This is a genomic window from Bradyrhizobium sp. CW1 (genome assembly GCF_023100665.1).
In the GTDB taxonomy this organism is placed as follows: Bacteria; Pseudomonadota; Alphaproteobacteria; order Rhizobiales; family Xanthobacteraceae; genus Bradyrhizobium; species Bradyrhizobium canariense_D.
This window is the reverse complement of sequence record NZ_CP064684.1, coordinates 6,901,620-6,918,916: the sequence shown is the minus strand read 5'-3', so window position 1 is coordinate 6,918,916 and position 17,297 is coordinate 6,901,620. Positions and strand designations below refer to the sequence as shown.

Genomic DNA, 17,297 nt, shown 5'->3' with positions numbered 1-17,297 from the left:
ATCGCCATTTTCAACGCATTCACATTCCTGAGATGCAGGTTTGGAGTTTTGGAGTTCTCACCTGCGCTAGCGAAAACAGCCGCCCAGATAGGCAACTTGATGGCCCGAAGGTTCAGTTGACTCCTTATTACTTTCCAAATCCCACCATCTTCATGGTCCAGCGGTTGACGCCCCCCTTGTCGTTGCGGTGGATGAACATCTTCCTAATTGTGGTCTCGAGGTTTCTGCGTTCAATCGCGGTCAGAAACGGAATGTCAAGCTGACGCGTCTGGGTGAACTTCTCCACTACCGTCTCAGTTGAATTGCAGGGCGGCAATCGTGCGGCAATCGCGTGCGTGGTATGAAGATCCTCGATAAAGTAAAAACCGCCAGGCTCGACGATGGGAAACAGCTTCGCTAGAGCAAGCTGCTGGTGGTAAGCTGCGTGTGAAGCATCCTCGATAATGATCCTTACAGGCGGGAGCGAACTCGCAAGGCGTTCCAAGGCTACCGCATCGCCCATGTCAAGGCGCTCGAAACGGAACCGATCCATCTTAAAGGCGCTGAAGTCAGCAATGTCGCAGCCGACGATCTCAGCTTTGGGAAAGAACTCTAACCACATTTTGATAGACGGAATATCGTCAACCTTTCGACCAACGAGTAAATCTGGATCGAGAGAGCCGTTCCCGTGCTGTAATCCAATCTCGACCATTGTGAAGGGTTCGTGGCGGAACTCCTCGAACAGAAAAGAGTAGAAGCCGGTGTAGCCATGGGTGTCGCCGACCTCATCACCCTTGTCGCTTCCGAGGGCATTTGCTCGTTTCGTCAAATTTGGGACGCTCATTAACACCACCTCTTTCTGACAGGGGCATCACACGACGGGATGTCCCTTCATAAGTTCAAAGAGCGTGCCAAACGGGCGCACTGATATCCATTGCTAATTCCCATTTGGCGCGTGTCGCGGGTAGGACGGGGTGTCGCGACTCCGACAATTCGTCGCGATGCTCCATCTCGCGTCTTTTGCGCGTCGCCGTTTTGATGAAGGCTAAACAGCGCGCTGCGCTACTTGCGTGAAATGAAATTGCACATTGGGGTGGGCCTTGAGCCAGTGCTCGTTCTTCAGCTTTCGGCCCGGAAAGGCCGCGGGGACGCTTTTCATGAAGCCGAGAAACTCGACGCGGAGACTGCGTTGAATGAGCCGCGATGATCTTCCGGTGGCGACTTCAAGCGCCGCAAACAATGTTGTGGTGCCATCGCGCCTATAATCGTGGCTCTGGCCGGTCAAGGCGCGGCCATTGGGCAACTTCAGATACCCTGCGCTCGCTCCAAGGCCTGGATCGAGGGCTTCTCGTCGACGCATAGCACATGGCCTTCGCGGGCGGGGCGACGTAGAGGCCAACAACATCGGCGGCTTTGGCGGTAAAATTCGCGTCGTTGCTCTCGCACCAGGCCTTGCGAGCCGCGAGGTCCATCTTGTGGCTGCGCAGGAAGCGCCAGACATATTGGACGTCAACATCGCCCAGCGCCTCGGCCAGTACACGGCCGCTCCAGCGCGCAAACCCTTGCGGAGGCAGCTTGTCCAGCAGCTTCGGAATCCGCTAGTGGGTGGCCTTCGTATAGATCGGCTGCTTGCCCGGACGCGGATTGTCTTGCAGCTCTTCAAGGCGATGATCGGCATGGTGGTGCCGCCAAACGCTGACAATCCGCGGCTGGGCTCCGACTTCTTTCGAGCGGGTGCTACGCCATCCGCCGCCAATAGAACTGTCCGCGCCCGCTTCAAATCGCGCTGCAACGTCACCGGCGAGCGACAACACGCCTCAAGCACCTTGCGATCTTTCCGCGAAAGGTGGACTTCTCTTGCTTCGATCATCCATATCTTGAATCGCGACTCACGAGCCAAGAAAAGTGGGTACTAGCAAGAATGGCGAGACCAGCTTGCGCGGGTTTCGCAATTCGATCGCCTTATTTTGGGAAGGGCAGAATCGGCAGCGCATGCGACCTCGCCGGTATGAGGGCGAACCCTCGGCTAGTGCAGTTTCGGGCAATGAGCCAAGATAGAAGTAGGGAATGCCGGGCGGATTGGCTCGGCCGTGTGCCGCCAATCGCCTCGGCGGCGCGCCCATTTAGGCATGCCGTCAGCGCGAACGCGCGCTGGACTTGTCGTCGTTCCGAGCGCTACCGGAATTGGTGCTGTTGGGGACGCCATTCGGCAAGGCCGTGGTGCTGGTGCCGTGTGCGCCTGCGAGACCGCTGCTCGCGGTATTGGAGGAAGCGGATCGCCAATTGCTGGAAGGGGCGCGGCGTGTTCAGTGCGCGCACCTCAATGGCCGGCGGGCTTGGCGGCCCAAGGTGTTTGCTGACGGCACGATACGGAAGATTCATGCGTGACTGCGGCGCGGCAATCAGAATGGAAGTGCGTACGACACGCAATCCGATGCGCAGGCTTGGGGCCAAGCACTTCGACAGCGTGTTGTGTAGAAGGCCCGCTTCAGCGCCATCGACGCAAGCGGCTCGCTGGCTTCGTCAGGACCAATAGGCGTCATCCTCGGTGGCCAGGATGTCCCGCTTCCGTGCGATCTCGCGACGGCGCCCGCGCTCGTAATCCTCGCCCTCGGACTCTAGTATGGTCGGAGGCGCGAAAACGCGCGCGCCGTCCGGCCGCGGCCGCCTTGTCGAACGGCCCGCAAGCAGTCCTTCCCCCGCCATCGGCCGCCGACCAGCTAGAGCTTAGCCAAATGTGCGTACGACTTCATGCCATGGCAGGTGGCCGCTTCGACGAAGACTTTGTCTCCGGCTGCCAGATCGAACTGAGTGCCAGCGCTATCCCATGCCGCGCTCCATAGATAATGGAGTTTGTCCGGATTCGCCACGAAATCCTGCCTGGCGAAACAGGTTCGCCAGTTGCGCCCGGTGTTCTGAAGCACCCGAGTGGGACAGATACTCCACGTAGTCGGAAATATCGGCCGTTGAAAAGTGATCGCCGCGTACATGTGGCGGCGCGCACCTTTGGAGACGTTTTGAAAATCTCGCAGCAGACAGTCATTCCAGTCGATGATAGGCAAGGAGGCCACAACGAGCATGGAGCCTTTCGGAAAATCGCGCAAAGATCGTGCGTAGATTTCCGATGATGCGCCTTTACGGGTGGCCGGTAGAAGCGTGGTAAGTTTTCCGACAGCCTGTCACTTTCGCCCATTGTACCCGATTTTACTCATCTATGGAATTCACCGATCTGATACCTGGTTTCAACCCCGTCTAGATGTGAGCACGCGCCGACCTGTCCTGGCTGCCGAATGTTTTCACTTAGAAACTGACCCCCGATGGGTCAACTCCGGCCAACGCTCTATTGCCGACTTCTCTGGAGTGCCGATCCGCTGGCAGACCGGGCTGGTCTGCTTCCTCCCACGAATCAGGCCGCTCCTGGATAAGTCCAGCAGCGGCCTCTTTTTGGCTTCCGGCCAATGCGGGCCCGGCACTTCCTCGGGCGAGACCGTGATGAGGCACACCGGTTGAAGCCGCTCGGCGGGCAGCCGTCGTTCGGAACTTTGCGCGAACTGGCCCGCGTCGTCGGCAGCGACTGTGCCATCGAGATCGACACGAACGCTACCCTGGGGCCGTGTGAGGCGGCCGCCAAAAGCATAAGACGGGATGGCTTCTTCGAAGCAGCCTGCGGAAGAACTGCAAATCAGTCCCGGGGGCCGACTGAACGCGTAGGGCGCCGCGAGCAAATCCTGGATGCTGCCGAACGGCATTTGTGAGAGCGCGGCCAAGCGGCCTCAACTCTACGCGAGATTGCCACTCGTACGATGTGCATCACGCAAGTGAGAAGGCTTCACGAGCCCGCGCGGTCCTCTAGCTGGATTCTCTGGCTTGCGCACAGAACTATCTTAACTTGATACGAGTGCTTCAATTGCGTGCAGAGAGCCCATTTCAGCGGAGATGGCGCGCGCAGCGTCAATGATCAATTGGCCAAGTTGCGAATGCTCCGGCCCGCGGAGAAGCGGGTGCATCGCCGATCGTCTTCGGCCTTCAGATCGCTATCGAGGCGCGGTAGTCGCGGGGCTCGAAGTGACACGGCTACCATTGGTACTTTCAGGAGACGGGCTCCGACTTCCAGGGCTAGATCATCACGCGAGCCTGGGGGCCGGGCGACCGCATCGTCGCTGAGGCCAGCCGCTCAAACGAAAGCGCTCGCAGCCACTTGCGTCTATGTGGGCCGGGCGGTTCGAGCAGGGTCACCACAGCGGGATTGGGTCGAAACTTCCGCCCGCTGATGTATTGCCCGGTAGCTTCGGCGAATCTCTCCTGCGTGAAGCCTTCCGCTTCCGCAGCCTTTCAAAATTCCGATACACCAAATTGCGAATGTTTTCCGCGAACCAATGCGAGCAGCGCGCTATTTCTTCCTGTGATGTGAACGAGCCGGCTTGCGACCTTTGGGCAAAGTCTCATAGAACGTTGCTCCTTTGGGCGGTTGGACAAAGAACTCCGACAAATGGACACCGAGTGTTTCAGCGACCCGATCGAGCAGATCGATTGATGGATTCGCGTCTTGCCTCTCAACAGCGCCCATATATGAGCGGTCAGTATTCGAATCGTAAGCCAATTGCTCCTGCGAAATACCGCGATCCACGCGGATCCGCCGCACATTCCAGGCCACAATCGCACGAGCTTTCATGCGCCAAAGCAGCCATTTGGCAGGCAATCAAACCACTGGCTATAACCCGTCTATTGTCTCGAGTTCGACAAAAGATAGCGAACTTGCAGCGTGAGCTTACATGAATGAGCGAATGAGCCGGCGTTGGACCTAGATGTCGGGCACGCGGCGCCGAATGAATGGGTGCTGACTTCCCATGAGGAACAGCATCTGTTGACTTACTGGCGACGATGGCGCCAACCGGGAAGGGGTTGCTTGGATCGAATGGCTTCTCGCCGGCCCTGCAGCCCCGGTTCACCTTCGGCGGCAGCAACGGCGTGGCGATCCTGGAAAGCGCCTGCAAGGAGGTAGGAGTCCCGGCGACGATCCGCGTCGACCAGAGCAGTGAGGTCGTGTCGCGCTATTTTGAGCTTGGCCTGGGCTAGCGGCGCGGCCACGCCGGCTTTCATGTGTAGTCAGCACACTCGTATGAGGCTGTGGGCACCACGCACTCTCTGCCCTGCACGGAGTATGTCGGCACCTCTTGGTGGCGAAAACGTGGCGAACTCAGACACCGCGGTGTGCAGGACCGGATAAAGGCCCTAAAGGATTGCGAGCCACGAGGGTCGGATAGTGCTGCCAGTTCTCACGAAATACATCACAAAAATAAGCGCATTCGATCGCATTATTTGATGTTGCCGTCGCATCCATAGTGCCCACGCTTGCAACTAGCTGGTGCCAAAGTTCTGCTCCACACTGTCAATCCACGCATCCTGATCGCCGACGGGCCGACCACGGCTCTCGACGTCACTGTGCAGGCACAGGTGCTGGGATTGCTGGAAGAGAGGAAGAGAGCAAGGTTCGGGGCAACGCGCTCATCTTCATCAGCCATGATCTGGCGGTGGTCTCCCGGATAGCTGACGAGGTCTTGGTCATGCATGAAGGCGAGGTCCTTGAGCACGGATCGGCAGACCAAGTCTTCCAGGAGCTGCAGCACGCCTATACCCCCCAGCTTCTGGATGCAGTGCCATCTGCTCGCCCGCGAGGCTCTCGTCTATCGTTATTGCCCGCTGCACGGCCGCCGCGGCCGCAGTCACGCTCTCTGGAGCAATTACCCGCGCAATTGCCATCGACATTGCCTCCGGTCGTGCTCAGCGCGACAAACCTTTTGAAGCGGTTCAAAGGGCCAGATGGCGTGCCGCGGACAATCGTCGACGATGTCTCCTTTGAGCTGCGATCTGGCGAGACTCTGGGCGTCGTCGGCGAGTCCGGGTCTGGGAAGTCGACGATGGCACGAATGGCGCTGGCGCTCGAGCTACCCGACGGCGGGGCCGTTCTGTTTCAAGGTCAGGCCTGGACCACGGTCACTGATCGCGAGCGCAGGACGTGGCGCCGGGCTGTCACGGTTATTTACCAAGATCCCCTCAGCTCCTTTGATCCTCGCTGGACTGTGGGACGCATCATATCCGATAGACTCGCCAATGACGTGTTGACCAGGGGCGAGCGTGATGCACGCGTCGTCCCGCTCCTTGACCTGGTGGGACTATCTTCAGCGTTCCTGGATCGCCAACCGCTTGAACTCTCGGGCGGTCAGCGCCAGCGCGTTGCGATCGCCCGCGCGATTGCTCCAAGGCCCGCCGTGATCGTCTGTGATGAACCGGGTCTCAGCGCTCGACGCCCTAATCCAGGCACAAGTGCTGAACCTGCTTGCCGATCTGAAGGCGCATCTTAACATGAACATCTTCATTTCGCATGATCTCGGCTTTGTCCGCCATCTCAGCGATCGCGTCATCGTCATGCGCAAGGGCGCGTCGTCGAGACCGGCACCAGGGACGAGATATTCCTCAATCCGAGTACCGACTACACCAGAGGCTTGATCGCCGCAGTCCCAAGTCTTGCGCGCGGCGGGCTGGCCAATCGTTCATTCAGCCGCTCTAAGAAGACGCTCATAAGTGCGCTCATTCCCGATCCTGTGATGAAGGCCGTTTCGACGAACGGGCCACGGCCTTTGGCCATTGAAAACGCGTCGAAGCCATACCCTGCTCAGGCAAGCGACGCCTTTGTCTTGCGCGCAGCGATTATTGCCACCCGAGTCGAGAGTTCAGTCTAGCCGATTTGCGGCGCTGGCGAGCTCGGAGGGTTGTCATATCGGCATCCGTCTATTCGGATTCCTGGTGGATTTGCGGGATGTCTGCGGGCTTTGGGCTCGTCTTTGATGCTGACCGTCGGATTTGCGACATGTTGTCGGAGGAGGACACGCCCGCCAAAGGCAAATAGCCATTACAAATCAAGCTATCGCAGTTGGCACGAGCCTTAAAAAGGAGCTGTCATCCAGCATGGCATGCTCAAGGAATGTAGTGATGGCTCAGAAGATCATAGCCTCTCAGTTCACGTATGCGTCGCGTGCGATTGCGACTCCCGAGCGCCACTGTCCGACTCAGTGCGCGCTCGCGCACGCTTTCGCCAAGGTGATCGACCAAGCCTCGATTGCGGTCCACGCCCGCACCTATCGCGGTGCCGATGACCGCCAGCCACCTGCCGCCTTTGCGCTTAAAATGCGACTCGATGCGCTGGCGGAGGCGCTGATGAAGCCGCGCATCAGCGCACGAGCAGTCGCCAAACCACAGGGTTAACGGTAAGCCCAGGCCGATGCGCGCCTCCTCTGTGAGGCGCAGCTGCCCGGCCGGACTGATCCCGCATGGGCAGGAGATCGCGACTTCAGGGCGAAAAAGAGCATCATCTCGGCGGAACAAGAGTCGTTTGCGGCCGGGGCAAACAAGTAGCTAGATTTCCATGGGCAAAATAATCGAAGCACAACCGGTATCAGTTTTGCGGCAGGGCACGAGACGGGCGGCTGGCCAACACTTCAAGATCGAGCTCAACGAAACTGTGAAGCTCGCGTGGCCGATGGTGTTGACCCAGCTTGCGCAGGTCGCGATGATGACGGCGGATCTTGCCTTCATCGGGCACATCGGGCCTGAGGCACTCGCTGCGGCCGCCCTGGCCGTCACGCTCTATCTCGTCAGCTTCACCTTTGGCGCGGGCCTGGTGGCGCCGATCGCACCTTTGGCGGCGCGGGCGTATGGGGCCGGGAATCTAGCTATGGTTCAGCGCGCACTGCGCACGGGCCTATGGATGGCGCTGTTACTATCGTTCCCGATCGTAGCGTTTGTGTTTCGTGGAGAGCAAATCCTACTCGCTTTTCGTCAGGCTCCAGACGCGGCGCGGCTCGCCCAGCAATATCTGTTCGGACTGGCCTTGTGGCGTAGTGCCGGCGCTATGGCTGCAGGCCATCCGTAATTTCATGGGCGCGGTCAACCGGCCGGAGCCGATCTTGTGGATCACGCTGGCGGCAATCCCCCTCAACGCCGAGCTCGTGTATCTGTTGGTCTATGGCAAGTTCGGGCTGCCGCGGCTTGAGCTGTTCGGTGCGGCGCTTGCGAGCACGCTGGTTAACTGTGCGATGTTCCTGGCCGGTTTGTGGTTTGCCGAAATGCGTCGTCCTTTCAGTAACTACCACGTGCTTGCAGATCTCTCGCAATTGGATTGGCCCTTCTTGCGACAGCTGATCGTGATCGGAAGTCCGGTCAATCGCCTCCCTGATGCAGTACGGAGTTTTGTCCGCTGCTGCGCTCCTGTCGCTGATCAGCACCAGTGCACTCGCGGCTCATCAGATCGCACTTCAGATCACCGTGATTACATCCATGCTCGCTTTCGGCATCAGCTTGGCGGCGGCCGTACGCGTTGGCCATGCGGTCGGCCGCAACGGCGGTCCTGGCATCGAGCGGGCAGGCCTGGTCGCGATGCTGCTCGGTACGCTAATCGCTGCCTTGCTGACCGTTGCGGTGATCGTCGCGCGTTCTGAGATCGCCGAGCTGCTTTTGGACAAATCGGCCGAAGATGCCGACGCAAGGATCGGGCGGACTGCAGAGCTCCTTGTGGTCGCCACGAGCCTTTTTGTCACTGATGCCGCGCAGAGCATTGTGGCGGGCGGTCTGCGCGGACTGAAGGAAACTCGGGTGCCGCTTCTGTTCGTCGGCATTGCCTACCGGGCAATCGGCTTCTCACTTGGCCACGTGCTTGGTTTGAAGATCGGGCTTGGTGCGACCGGCATCTGGATTGGCTTGTCAATCGGGAAGAACATCTATACAGGGCCCCTCGTCCTCCGTTTCCCGCTGCGGGCGAGCAGGTGTGCATTCAGAGCCGTCACTTGATTGCGTAATGGCGGTTCTTGGCGAGCGGGAATCCAGGAATGCGAGGCGACTCCGGGGGTCCCTCCGCCTTCAAAGAGGGCAAGGCGTCCGATTGGAAACAAAATTCTTGACCGCGCAGTCACCAGCAGTTCCGTGCCTTTGCAAAGGCACATCGAAACCAATTTGCCGGCCCAGTTTGACATCCATCTCGTCCTTGGCAACCACGCAACCACAAGCATCCAAGGAGCTGGCCCGCCCGAAGTCCAGGCTGGCACATTCTCTCCAGCCTATGCTTCCTGCCTCAACCAGGTCGAGCGCTTCCTCAGGCTCATCACCCGTCACGCCCATCCGGCATCGCCGAGCTCGTAAGAAAGTGCGACAGCCTATCCGCGCCTACAATGCAATTGCGCGCCCTGCATGTGAACTCCTGACCCGAACTCCGCACCCGGAACCTCGCGCGACGTTGTCGGCGAATTTCCGGAACGGAGCTGCGTCGCCGGGACCAAAACTGAGGAACGCAGGCGGCGAATTGTGGCTCATTAATACGACATCTGGAGAATGCGCCTACGTGCATTGAAGGGGACCGTCACGCGACGGTGATGGAGAGGGACATCGCATTTGTAGTCGAAACGATGGAGAAACAAGCAAGACCCGCCGTTACGAGCGTCGGGAATGACTGTCCGGTTTGTGACAGGACGCAAGTCCTTGTCAGTTACCAAAGCCCAGACGCCTTCTGCCGAGCGCCGTTTCTAGACAATGATTCAACGTCTGTTAGGATAGATGAGGGACTGGCACAGACGTTGCTATTGAAGTGTATCGTGAGGCCGACTGGTAGAAGCACGAACTCGGGGGTAGCCGAAGTTGCGGCGTTTTTCGCTCGACTGTCGACAGATCGATTAAGTACCCAAGGGTGACGTCCTGGGAGATCAACTCCGTCTGCTGCAACTTGCTCAGGCTTTTCGTGCGCGTCGGTTCGTGATGGCGCAATTCAAGAGGCCCGGTCAGGTAAGTTAGATCCTGATGAGGGATGATGCTTAACTCGCAGAAAGAAATCCCAAGAGGCGCTCGCGGCAAACCTTGGCTAGCTCAAAGAGGGGGGCCATGCAAAAAAGGGCCCGGCAAACGAGGCTGAAAAAGTGCGCTCGTCATCGAGAATGGAAGAACCCGGCAATGACGCAAGCTATCAACGCCACTAGCCATTGCAGCGTGCCTGAGGAGTTGGGTATCCGTGCAACAGCGATAAGCCAATCTTCGGCAGATGGCGACTTTGTCCGCTACTGGAGCCGAAACGGTGACCGGGCGTCTGCGTTGGCTGCGGTGGAAAGGCGAACCGAGGCCGCGATCAAGCAGACCGGCATCGGCCTGCGGCTATCTTCCGAGAACTTCAACGGTCACGATCTATCCGGATTTCCGTTGCGGCGATGCATCCTCAATCGTGCGCAACTTCACGGAGCGAAGCTGGATGGAGCCGATCTGTCCGAGGCCAACCTCATTTGCCCGGGATTAGAGCGAGCAAGTTTCCGCGGAGCCAAGCTCGACTTTGCGTATATGCATGCTATTGCCGCACAGGTTTGCAATTTCGACGATGCAAGTCTGCGCAATCTCATCGATGCAACGGGTAGCCTATTCCACGGGTGCAGCATGCGAAGGACCCGTTTCGACAACGCAGTGCTAAGTGGCGTCCTCTTTTATCAATGTGATGCGAGCCACGCTGTCTTTGATGGCGCTGAACTGCAAGGATCGACCATCAATGAATGCTACCTGCCTTGCTCGTCCTTTCATTTTGCCAAGTTAAACCAAGTTACGATGACGAAGGCGCATCTGACCGGCAGCTCGCTCTTGCAGTCAAGGGGGGAGTATCTATCAATCCTGCGCCCCACTTCGATCGATGATCTTGTCCTAGAGAACGCTCATCTTCCTTACTTCAGGCTTTCAAAGGCGAGCGGTCGCATCCTGGCCAAAGCGCTGAGCGCCCCCTTTGCGGATTTCAGCCTCTCAAATCTCGCGAAGGCGGAGCTCGAGGAGGCAGATCTATCGGAGGCGCGACTTCTGTCGGTAAACCTCGCTAATGCCAACCTCGTCGGCGCGGTGTTGAACGGAGTATCCGTTCGTTCTTGTCAGCTCGATGGAGCTGATCTATCTCGCGCATCAGGGGAAGCCATTTCGATCTTCGAGAGCACGATGCGATCCGCCCAGTTGCGCGGCTTCCGTGCGCGCTGTGCGTTTATACGCGATTGCGATATCGATGATTCAGATTTTTCGCAGGCGTACCTATATCGCTCAATGATTACCGGTGATCCTCCGCAGTCCATGGCTTTGAACCGCGCCAATTTCGAGGGAGCCAACCTTGTTCAGTCCTATATTGCGGCAGGAATGACTGGCAGCAACCTGGAAGCGGCCCGTACGGCATACGTTCGAATGAATCAATCCTCGCTCTGCAAGACTAACTTGAGTGGAATTTCACCTTTCCAGGCAAGCTTTGTAAAAACAGACTTCTCGGATGCAAGGATAACGACGTTTGAACCGCCCTTCTTTGCAGACAGATGTCCTGGGCTCCAGGCTGCTTTGAAGGACGTGGAAGATCAGAAATCCGAACCTTCAGAGTATCTGGCTGAGTTCTCATCGCTAATGAGGCGCGGTCGAGAAGGATCGACCTGATGGGCTAAAGGACGCATGACCATTTGGGGCGCCTGTCATCATAGAGAAGGACAATGGAGAAGCGGGATGCGTCCCCGTTGTGGCCGGACTCCAGGCGCTCATGAGCTCATCCGCCGCGCGGTCGATGTGGCCGGTAGCGCTCGCCATGGGTCATGTCTGCTCGAGCAGCAGGGCTGCCGGGCAATCAACAAGACGGAGTAGGAAGCATGCATCTAGCGTCTCTTTCAGCTGGCAAGACCTTCATTACGGACGTAGCAAGAAGAGGGCAGACTATCGGCACAGTACACACTTTAGGAGCATTGCATCTGGGCCACGCGGAGTTAATCAGAAGGGCCGCAGCCGAGAACGATGTGGCCATTGTCACAGTCTATCCGAACAAGATTCAGCTTAGCCCACGTCCTGAGTACGAGTTCAATTTGGAGGATGACATTGCGCTTGCGCTGGGAGCGGGCGCTTCTGCCGTCATTTCAACGACCGACGCGGAGATGTTTCCGCCAGGATATCGCACCTTTGTATCTCAAGGGGATTATCCGCTGCGTGCGAGCGGGCCTCATGGGCTCCTCAAGGAAGGTATCACCGGATGCATCCGCTGGATTTGTTTTGCGCGACCAAATCGCAGCTATTTCGGTTTAAAGGATATTGGACAGGCCCTTCTCGTGAAACAAGCGGTCACAGACCTGCTTCTTGATTGCGAGATACTATTTGTGCCGACAGTACGATACAGGAACGGAGTGCCGATTTCGTCGCGGTTGCGACACTTCAATCGTTCTGAGCTGGACGAGCTTTCGTCTCTCTTCATGGCGCTGGACCACTTGAGAAAAGAGGCCGCGCGGGGAGTATCTTGCGCCAAAGACCTGATAGCGTCGGCAAATCCGCTGATCAAATTCCGACGGTTTGAACTGGAAAGTCTCCGAATTGTTGGCGCGGACAGCTTTGAAGATCAGGAGCAGCTCGAGCTTCCCTTTATAATCAGTGGAGTCGCCGTTGGTCACGGCCTCAGAGTGCCTGATAATGTCTATGTGCCGGATCAAGATACGCTTCTGGATGGTCCTGCAGATATATGGATCGATTTGCCCTAAAGGTGCGGGTCTGACTTCCATGTAAATTGCAGCTTGAAGCAATGGGCGATAGTTCGCGCGGGCTCTAACTAGGAGAGACGCTTGCTGTCGATCAGCTTGCAAATTGGCTCTGACTCATATGTGGAACCGCCGGCGCTGCAAGATCTTTCTCTGGTTGAACAAGGGATGACGGTGCGGTCATATGTTCGGCCTGTGAACGGGCGCCTGGCCGCTGGCCACGATGATATCCGCGGAAGCAATCGCCCAATCAATTTCTCGCGCTCGAAGCGCAGTGGGTCGGGCGGTCCTTGCTACCGGGAATGTCGTCGTTCCGGGTTCATCCAGATTTGCACCTTGCCTCCTTGGCAGCTTTCGTCTTCCGCCGGAGAGCTCTCAAGATTGGTTTTCAGCATTGCAGGCGGCGCCTGATAGATGCCGCCTGCGGGCCAGCAAGGCCTAAATGGTGCGCGCAATTTATGGTCGTGTCCCCGGTGGTGGTGTAGCTCGGTAGAGCAAAGCCGCCCGGACGCGCGCCTCCAATAGCGCCGTAGCGGGCGGGCGGCTTTGCGGTGGTCACCGGCAGTTCTCCGGTAGGATCGGGTTGCGACACGCCAACGCAACCGAGGAACCACCGATGACCGAAGACATGATGAACCTGCGCACGCTCGTAGAGAAGACCCCCGACGCCGATCTGCTGCGCGAGATGATCGGCTTTGCCGCCCAGCGCCTGATGGAGCTGGAAGTGGGAGGCCAGACCGGGGCGGCCTATGGCGAGAAGAATCCCGAACGCCTGGCCCAGCGCAACGGTTACCGAGACCGGATCTGGGAGACCCGTGCCGGCGCCGTCGAGCTGCGCATTCCCAAGCTGCGCAAGGGCTCCTACTTCCCGGGCTTCCTGGAGCCGCGACGCATGGCCGAGAAGGCGCTCACCGCCGTGGTGCAGGAAGCCTACGTGCAGGGCGTCTCGACCCGCTCGGTGGACGATCTGGTGCAGGCCATGGGCATGACCGGCATCTCCAAGAGCCAGGTCAGCCGGCTGTGCGGCGAGATCGACGACAAGGTGAAGGCCTTCCTCGCCCGTCCGATCGAGGGCGACTGGCCGTATTTGTGGATCGATGCCACCTACGTGAAGGTGCGCCAGAACGGGCGCATCGTGTCAGTGGCGGTGATTGTCGCGGTCGGCGTCAACAGCGACGGCCGGCGCGAAGTTCTCGGCATGGACGTCGGGCCCTCCGAAGCCGAGACGTTCTGGACCGCGTTCCTGCGCAAGCTCGCCCGCCGCGGCCTGCGCGGTGTCAAGCTGGTCGTCTCAGATGCCCACGAGGGCATCAAGGCCACTGTGGCCAAGGTGCTCAACGCCAGCTGGCAGCGCTGCCGCGTCCACTTCATGCGCAACGCACTGGCGCATGCCGGTAAGAGCGGCCGGCGTGTCGTCTCCGCCTTCATCGCCACCGCCTTTGCCCAGGACGATGCCGAGGCCGCGCGAACGCAGTGGCGCAAGGTCTCCGATCAGCTCCGTCCCAAGCTGCCCAAGCTTGCCGGATTCCTCGACGACGCCGAGACCGACGTGCTGGCCTACATGACGTTCCCGCCGCAGCACCGGACCAAGCTGCACTCCACGGATGAGATGGACAAGCGTTTTTTTCATGACCGAGATGACGATTGCAGAATCGCGTACGTCCATTCTTTTGTTCGGCTGCGCCGCGGGCCATTCTTCCGTCCCGGCCATCGATCTCGCAGCCGCCGCGCGCAGGGGCGGTCAAGGCTGGCCGCGTTTGCGGCCACCGCAAGGCTTGGCCTTGACCGGCCCGAGCACGGCGGCATGCTGGCGTGGAACGGGACTGCATTCCTGGCTGGCACTTGCCGTCAGGCGGGATTATCCTTGGTGGGCGGGCGACCTCGTGGCGAAGCGTGGCGCATCGGCTGCAAGCGCCACCAGGCTGCCCTATTTTGCCTTGCCGAGCTGAGGCGCCCGCGCGCCGGTTTTTGGCCGCCGTGGTTTCCATTGCGTCACCAAGCGCTCGTAGCTTTGCTCCGCCTGTGCGGCAATCAACATCTCGCGGTCGCGCAATGCCTTGATGTTGTAGGCATACGCTTGCCCACGCCGGCTGCCTTTCTGTTGCGGATGTCCGGCTTGAAGCTGCATCGCGCGGGTCTTGATGGCGACCAGTGCCGGGCGCGCCCACAGGTAATCCTCGCCCTTCGTCAACAAATGCCAGCAAAGCACGGTGAGCTTCCGGGCCACGGCCACCGCGGCGATCTGATGGCCGCGCCGGGCGCGGATGCGCACGAAAAACGCATGCAGCGGACCAGGCGCCTTGGCCGCTGCCCAGGCCGCCTCGACCAGCATGGCGCGCGCGTGACTGCGGCCGATCTTGCTGATGCGGCCGTGATGGGCGGCGCCCGGTCCGGACTGCCGTACCCGCGGGTTCAACGCGGTGATCCACCGCCAGCTACACCACGCCACGGGACACGATCTACCGCCTCGCTCGCGCCCCCGCACAAAGGTCTTACGACGCACACTTCGAACGGCTTGCGTCTGTCGCGGTGGACAAGATCAGTGGACGCTCTAGGCCGCCTTGGCAGCCTGCGGCTTTGACTTGGTGCCGGTCGCGCCGCGAGGGCCAACCGCACTGAGCGGCATGTCTCGATCGGTGCCGATCCGCTTTTCCACGCGATACCGACCGCTGGAGTCCTTGATGGCGTAGCGCTCGGTCGCTCGGTTGTCCCAGATTACAACGTCGCCCGCTTTCCATCTCCAGCTCACGCTATTTTCTCGTGCGGTGAGGTAGGATTGAAGCAGGTCGAACAGCTTCTGGCTGACATATTTTCCCAGGCCAACGAAGTTCTGCACTGAATGCCCGAGCACGAGCAAACGCTCGCCCGTTTCGGGATGGACACGAACAACCGGACTGGCGGTTTCGCAAATTGTTCCTGTGAAGACATCATTGAATTGCTGCGTGTGCGTGTTGATGGCGTGCCTAGTCGCTGTGCAATCATAGACGCTGCAGTGCACCGCCCACAGGTTGTCAGCCAGCATCCGCAGCGGCTCGGGGAGATCGAGATATGCGGCCGCAGGGCTGGACCAAACAATGTCATCGCCATCAGGAGGGATCACGACGCCGCGCAGTACCGAGATTTTCGGACATGCGTCACCGAATGCGACGTCCATGTGCACCTGACTGGCGTGATCGCTGTCGCGGCGCGATGCCATGTCCGGGGTCGATGAACGCTTTTTCGTACCCGATGTAAGCGAGCCCAGCCGGACGGCAAAGCGCTGTTGTTCGGCGTCATCGAGATGTCCCTGATCGCGGAAGAATATGACTTTGTGCTCGAGGAGCAACTGGCTAACGGCGCAGATGACCTCTTCGGACAAGTCGTCGGATAGCCTGATGTTCCTGATCTCGGCACCAAGCCGGGCCGAGGACTTGACGATGTCCGCTCGCGGAATGACATTATCCGTGGTCATCAGATTGCTCATGATCATGCTCTCACTATCGTGATCCCTAAACAAAGCTGCGCGATACTTGGTCGCGTGACTCATGGCGGAGGCGAAGGAAGGCCGTTTGGTGACGGGCCCTACTCGGCCACAACGCGCTCCAGCAGTTGCCACAAAGAGCCAAGCCGGGCGGTCGGCTATGCATCACGACCATCATGCAACCTGCTCTGTCGCGATCAGGGCCACTCTTGCCTCGGCTCCGATCGGACGGGGAAAATGCTCGACAACGCTCCCGGAATCGACCTGCAGCATAACGAATTACCTCGCTCCTACATCTCAATCATACGATCAATCGATGTCTAGTCCATGAAACGAAACCAGCTTTCTTTTCGACGATGAGAAATGTTCATTTTGTCCGCGAGCCAGGCTTCGAGATGTTCGGGCAAATGATTTCATGCACGTGCACAACGGGTACAATCGAGGCAATTAGGATGAAATCGACAACATGCGGCCTCACCAAATCGGCACCTTCGCGCACTCTGTGCCCTACCTTAAGTTTTGTTATTGGTCCACGATGATCTTAGCGTTGGGTTCTTGAGATATTCAATTGTTCAATGTGCGCGCCTGTTTCATCCGCCTGTCACGTAGGGAGCAGCTCGTGAAGCGAGAGATCGATGCCATCTGGCCGTTAGCAGTTCCCGCGGTGGTTTAACACGGGCTATATAACCCGTTTTGCGGGATGGCCTTCCCAAAATGCAAGACCGTCGTGATGCAACCTGAATTGTGATTTGCTTTGCTGAGATGAAAATTCATCATCGCGCCAACTCAAAAGGAGGATTGGAGTAAAGTACTACGGATTCCGGTCGATATCGCCCACAATTCCGAGATGATTTCGCCCAGCAGTCGCCCATCCATCCGAGAATGACGTCGCCCACCATTCCGGGATGTCGCCCGGGTGACGAGGCCTCTTCTGGCTGCCGTATGGTCAACCCTTTCGGCTTTGCGAAGGGGCCCTGGATGTCGACGGAGAGGCTGCCCGTGAGCAACGATACGTTACTTCGGGTGGTTCGAAGGCGCAGGTGTCTGCCTTTTGCTGCGCCGAGCGTGATCGGTATCGACGACTCGGCCTGGCGGCGCAATCAGCGGTACGGAACAATCATCTGCGACCTCGAGCGGCGACGACCGATCACTCTGTTACCCGACAGAGAGCCAGCCACTGCGCAGGCTTGGCTCGTGGGCCAGCGCAAATTGCTGTGGTCGCGCGCGACCGCGGTGGCGGCTACCGGAGCGCCGTCATTGAAACGCTCGGTGAAAATACGTCGACCGCACTTAACAGTAAC

At 58.9% G+C, this 17,297-nt stretch carries 17 protein-coding genes and 4 pseudogenes; 10 read left to right on the top strand and 11 right to left on the bottom strand.

Features of this window, described 5'->3' with window-relative positions:
• Positions 1-127: 127 nt before the first annotated feature.
• The 6 genes and pseudogenes from IVB54_RS33250 to IVB54_RS33225 all read right to left on the bottom strand — a co-directional run bounded on the left by IVB54_RS33250 (position 128) and on the right by IVB54_RS33225 (position 4,651).
• Entirely contained in the window at positions 128-823 is a 696-nt protein-coding gene (locus tag IVB54_RS33250) for a hypothetical protein (RefSeq protein WP_247282118.1), read from the bottom strand.
• Between the two features lie 225 nt (positions 824-1,048).
• A pseudogene (locus tag IVB54_RS33245) lies at positions 1,049-1,849 on the bottom strand (IS630 family transposase); the annotation flags it as partial.
• 19 nt (positions 1,850-1,868) lie between these two features.
• Entirely contained in the window at positions 1,869-2,102 is a 234-nt protein-coding gene (locus IVB54_RS33240; protein WP_247371775.1) for an RES domain-containing protein, read from the bottom strand.
• A gap of 597 nt (positions 2,103-2,699) precedes the next feature.
• The gene (locus IVB54_RS33235) at positions 2,700-3,059 is read right to left on the bottom strand and encodes a hypothetical protein (RefSeq protein WP_247767211.1); all 360 of its coding nucleotides are present in this window, start codon (positions 3,057-3,059) and stop codon (positions 2,700-2,702) included.
• A gap of 216 nt (positions 3,060-3,275) precedes the next feature.
• Positions 3,276-3,746, bottom strand: a complete 471-nt coding sequence (locus IVB54_RS33230) for a hypothetical protein (RefSeq protein WP_247452812.1) — start codon at positions 3,744-3,746, stop codon at positions 3,276-3,278.
• A 623-nt stretch (positions 3,747-4,369) separates the two neighbouring features.
• A complete protein-coding gene (locus IVB54_RS33225) occupies positions 4,370-4,651 on the bottom strand; it encodes a helix-turn-helix transcriptional regulator (RefSeq protein WP_247767210.1) in 282 nt (93 codons plus the stop codon).
• Between the two features lie 209 nt (positions 4,652-4,860).
• On the opposite strand from IVB54_RS33225, the gene IVB54_RS33220 reads away from it, so the two are divergent.
• Positions 4,861-5,055: a hypothetical protein gene (locus IVB54_RS33220; RefSeq protein WP_247776814.1), complete on the top strand. Its 195-nt coding sequence runs from the start codon at positions 4,861-4,863 to the stop codon at positions 5,053-5,055.
• Between the two features lie 239 nt (positions 5,056-5,294).
• Here IVB54_RS33220 and IVB54_RS33215 read toward each other — a convergent pair whose 3' ends face one another.
• Complete coding sequence (locus IVB54_RS33215; protein WP_247767844.1) at positions 5,295-5,606, bottom strand: hypothetical protein; 312 nt, start codon at positions 5,604-5,606, stop codon at positions 5,295-5,297.
• Between IVB54_RS33215 and IVB54_RS33210 the strand changes: the two genes are divergently transcribed.
• The 3 genes from IVB54_RS33210 to IVB54_RS41840 all read left to right on the top strand — a co-directional run bounded on the left by IVB54_RS33210 (position 5,544) and on the right by IVB54_RS41840 (position 7,909).
• Positions 5,544-6,341, top strand: a complete 798-nt coding sequence (locus IVB54_RS33210) for an ATP-binding cassette domain-containing protein (RefSeq protein ID WP_247776812.1) — start codon at positions 5,544-5,546, stop codon at positions 6,339-6,341. The genes IVB54_RS33215 and IVB54_RS33210 overlap by 63 nt on opposite strands.
• Before the next feature lie 628 nt (positions 6,342-6,969).
• Complete coding sequence (locus tag IVB54_RS33205) at positions 6,970-7,242, top strand: hypothetical protein (RefSeq protein WP_247454876.1); 273 nt, start codon at positions 6,970-6,972, stop codon at positions 7,240-7,242.
• Positions 7,243-7,402: 160 nt separating this feature from the next.
• Positions 7,403-7,909 carry an MATE family efflux transporter gene (locus IVB54_RS41840; protein ID WP_345947107.1) on the top strand — a complete coding sequence of 169 codons (507 nt, stop codon included), beginning with the start codon at positions 7,403-7,405 and terminating at the stop codon, positions 7,907-7,909.
• Here the strand turns inward: IVB54_RS41840 and IVB54_RS41835 are convergent.
• On the bottom strand, positions 7,887-8,261 hold the full coding sequence (locus IVB54_RS41835) for a hypothetical protein (protein ID WP_346658863.1): 375 nt from the start codon (positions 8,259-8,261) through the stop codon (positions 7,887-7,889). The genes IVB54_RS41840 and IVB54_RS41835 overlap by 23 nt on opposite strands.
• Here IVB54_RS41835 and IVB54_RS41830 point away from each other — a divergent pair.
• Complete coding sequence (locus IVB54_RS41830) at positions 8,212-8,823, top strand: MATE family efflux transporter (protein WP_346658841.1); 612 nt, start codon at positions 8,212-8,214, stop codon at positions 8,821-8,823. The genes IVB54_RS41835 and IVB54_RS41830 overlap by 50 nt on opposite strands.
• A gap of 69 nt (positions 8,824-8,892) precedes the next feature.
• Here IVB54_RS41830 and IVB54_RS33195 read toward each other — a convergent pair whose 3' ends face one another.
• A complete protein-coding gene (locus IVB54_RS33195; RefSeq protein WP_247454874.1) occupies positions 8,893-9,150 on the bottom strand; it encodes a hypothetical protein in 258 nt (85 codons plus the stop codon).
• 822 nt (positions 9,151-9,972) lie between these two features.
• On the opposite strand from IVB54_RS33195, the gene IVB54_RS33190 reads away from it, so the two are divergent.
• From IVB54_RS33190 to IVB54_RS33175, 4 genes and pseudogenes are all read left to right on the top strand, one after another.
• Positions 9,973-11,460 carry a pentapeptide repeat-containing protein gene (locus IVB54_RS33190; RefSeq protein WP_247776805.1) on the top strand — a complete coding sequence of 496 codons (1,488 nt, stop codon included), beginning with the start codon at positions 9,973-9,975 and terminating at the stop codon, positions 11,458-11,460.
• A gap of 206 nt (positions 11,461-11,666) precedes the next feature.
• Positions 11,667-12,539 (top strand): pantoate--beta-alanine ligase, encoded by an 873-nt coding sequence (locus IVB54_RS33185; RefSeq protein ID WP_247776803.1) that lies wholly within the window; start codon positions 11,667-11,669, stop codon positions 12,537-12,539.
• A gap of 81 nt (positions 12,540-12,620) precedes the next feature.
• Positions 12,621-12,947, top strand: coding sequence for a hypothetical protein (locus IVB54_RS33180; RefSeq protein ID WP_247776802.1), 327 nt, complete (start codon positions 12,621-12,623; stop codon positions 12,945-12,947).
• Positions 12,948-13,152: 205 nt separating this feature from the next.
• Positions 13,153-14,154, top strand: a pseudogene (locus IVB54_RS33175) (IS256 family transposase); the annotation flags it as partial.
• 429 nt (positions 14,155-14,583) lie between these two features.
• Here IVB54_RS33175 and IVB54_RS33170 read toward each other — a convergent pair.
• Together IVB54_RS33170 and IVB54_RS33165 are read right to left on the bottom strand one after the other, a co-directional pair.
• Positions 14,584-14,952 (bottom strand): annotated as a pseudogene (locus IVB54_RS33170) (transposase); the annotation flags it as partial.
• A gap of 135 nt (positions 14,953-15,087) precedes the next feature.
• A complete protein-coding gene (locus IVB54_RS33165; protein WP_247776801.1) occupies positions 15,088-15,999 on the bottom strand; it encodes a TauD/TfdA family dioxygenase in 912 nt (303 codons plus the stop codon).
• A gap of 987 nt (positions 16,000-16,986) precedes the next feature.
• On the opposite strand from IVB54_RS33165, the pseudogene IVB54_RS33160 reads away from it, so the two are divergent.
• Positions 16,987-17,240 (top strand): annotated as a pseudogene (locus tag IVB54_RS33160) (transposase); the annotation flags it as partial.
• Positions 17,241-17,297 lie beyond the last annotated feature (57 nt).

What these genes read in the sequence shown, in the direction of transcription:
- IVB54_RS33250 (WP_247282118.1), bottom strand. Translation starts at nt 823, where the DNA reads ATGAGCGTCCCAAATTTGACGAAACGAGCAAATGCCCTCGGAAGCGAC.
- IVB54_RS33240 (WP_247371775.1), bottom strand. Translation starts at nt 2,102, where the DNA reads ATGGGCGCGCCGCCGAGGCGATTGGCGGCACACGGCCGAGCCAATCCG.
- IVB54_RS33235 (WP_247767211.1), bottom strand. Translation starts at nt 3,059, where the DNA reads ATGCTCGTTGTGGCCTCCTTGCCTATCATCGACTGGAATGACTGTCTG.
- IVB54_RS33225 (WP_247767210.1), bottom strand. Translation starts at nt 4,651, where the DNA reads ATGAAAGCTCGTGCGATTGTGGCCTGGAATGTGCGGCGGATCCGCGTG.
- IVB54_RS33220 (WP_247776814.1), top strand. Translation starts at nt 4,861, where the DNA reads ATGGCGCCAACCGGGAAGGGGTTGCTTGGATCGAATGGCTTCTCGCCG.
- IVB54_RS33210 (WP_247776812.1), top strand. Translation starts at nt 5,544, where the DNA reads ATGCATGAAGGCGAGGTCCTTGAGCACGGATCGGCAGACCAAGTCTTC.
- IVB54_RS33205 (WP_247454876.1), top strand. Translation starts at nt 6,970, where the DNA reads ATGGCTCAGAAGATCATAGCCTCTCAGTTCACGTATGCGTCGCGTGCG.
- IVB54_RS41840 (WP_345947107.1), top strand. Translation starts at nt 7,403, where the DNA reads ATGGGCAAAATAATCGAAGCACAACCGGTATCAGTTTTGCGGCAGGGC.
- IVB54_RS41830 (WP_346658841.1), top strand. Translation starts at nt 8,212, where the DNA reads ATGCAGTACGGAGTTTTGTCCGCTGCTGCGCTCCTGTCGCTGATCAGC.
- IVB54_RS33195 (WP_247454874.1), bottom strand. Translation starts at nt 9,150, where the DNA reads ATGGGCGTGACGGGTGATGAGCCTGAGGAAGCGCTCGACCTGGTTGAG.
- IVB54_RS33190 (WP_247776805.1), top strand. Translation starts at nt 9,973, where the DNA reads ATGACGCAAGCTATCAACGCCACTAGCCATTGCAGCGTGCCTGAGGAG.
- IVB54_RS33185 (WP_247776803.1), top strand. Translation starts at nt 11,667, where the DNA reads ATGCATCTAGCGTCTCTTTCAGCTGGCAAGACCTTCATTACGGACGTA.
- IVB54_RS33165 (WP_247776801.1), bottom strand. Translation starts at nt 15,999, where the DNA reads ATGAGCAATCTGATGACCACGGATAATGTCATTCCGCGAGCGGACATC.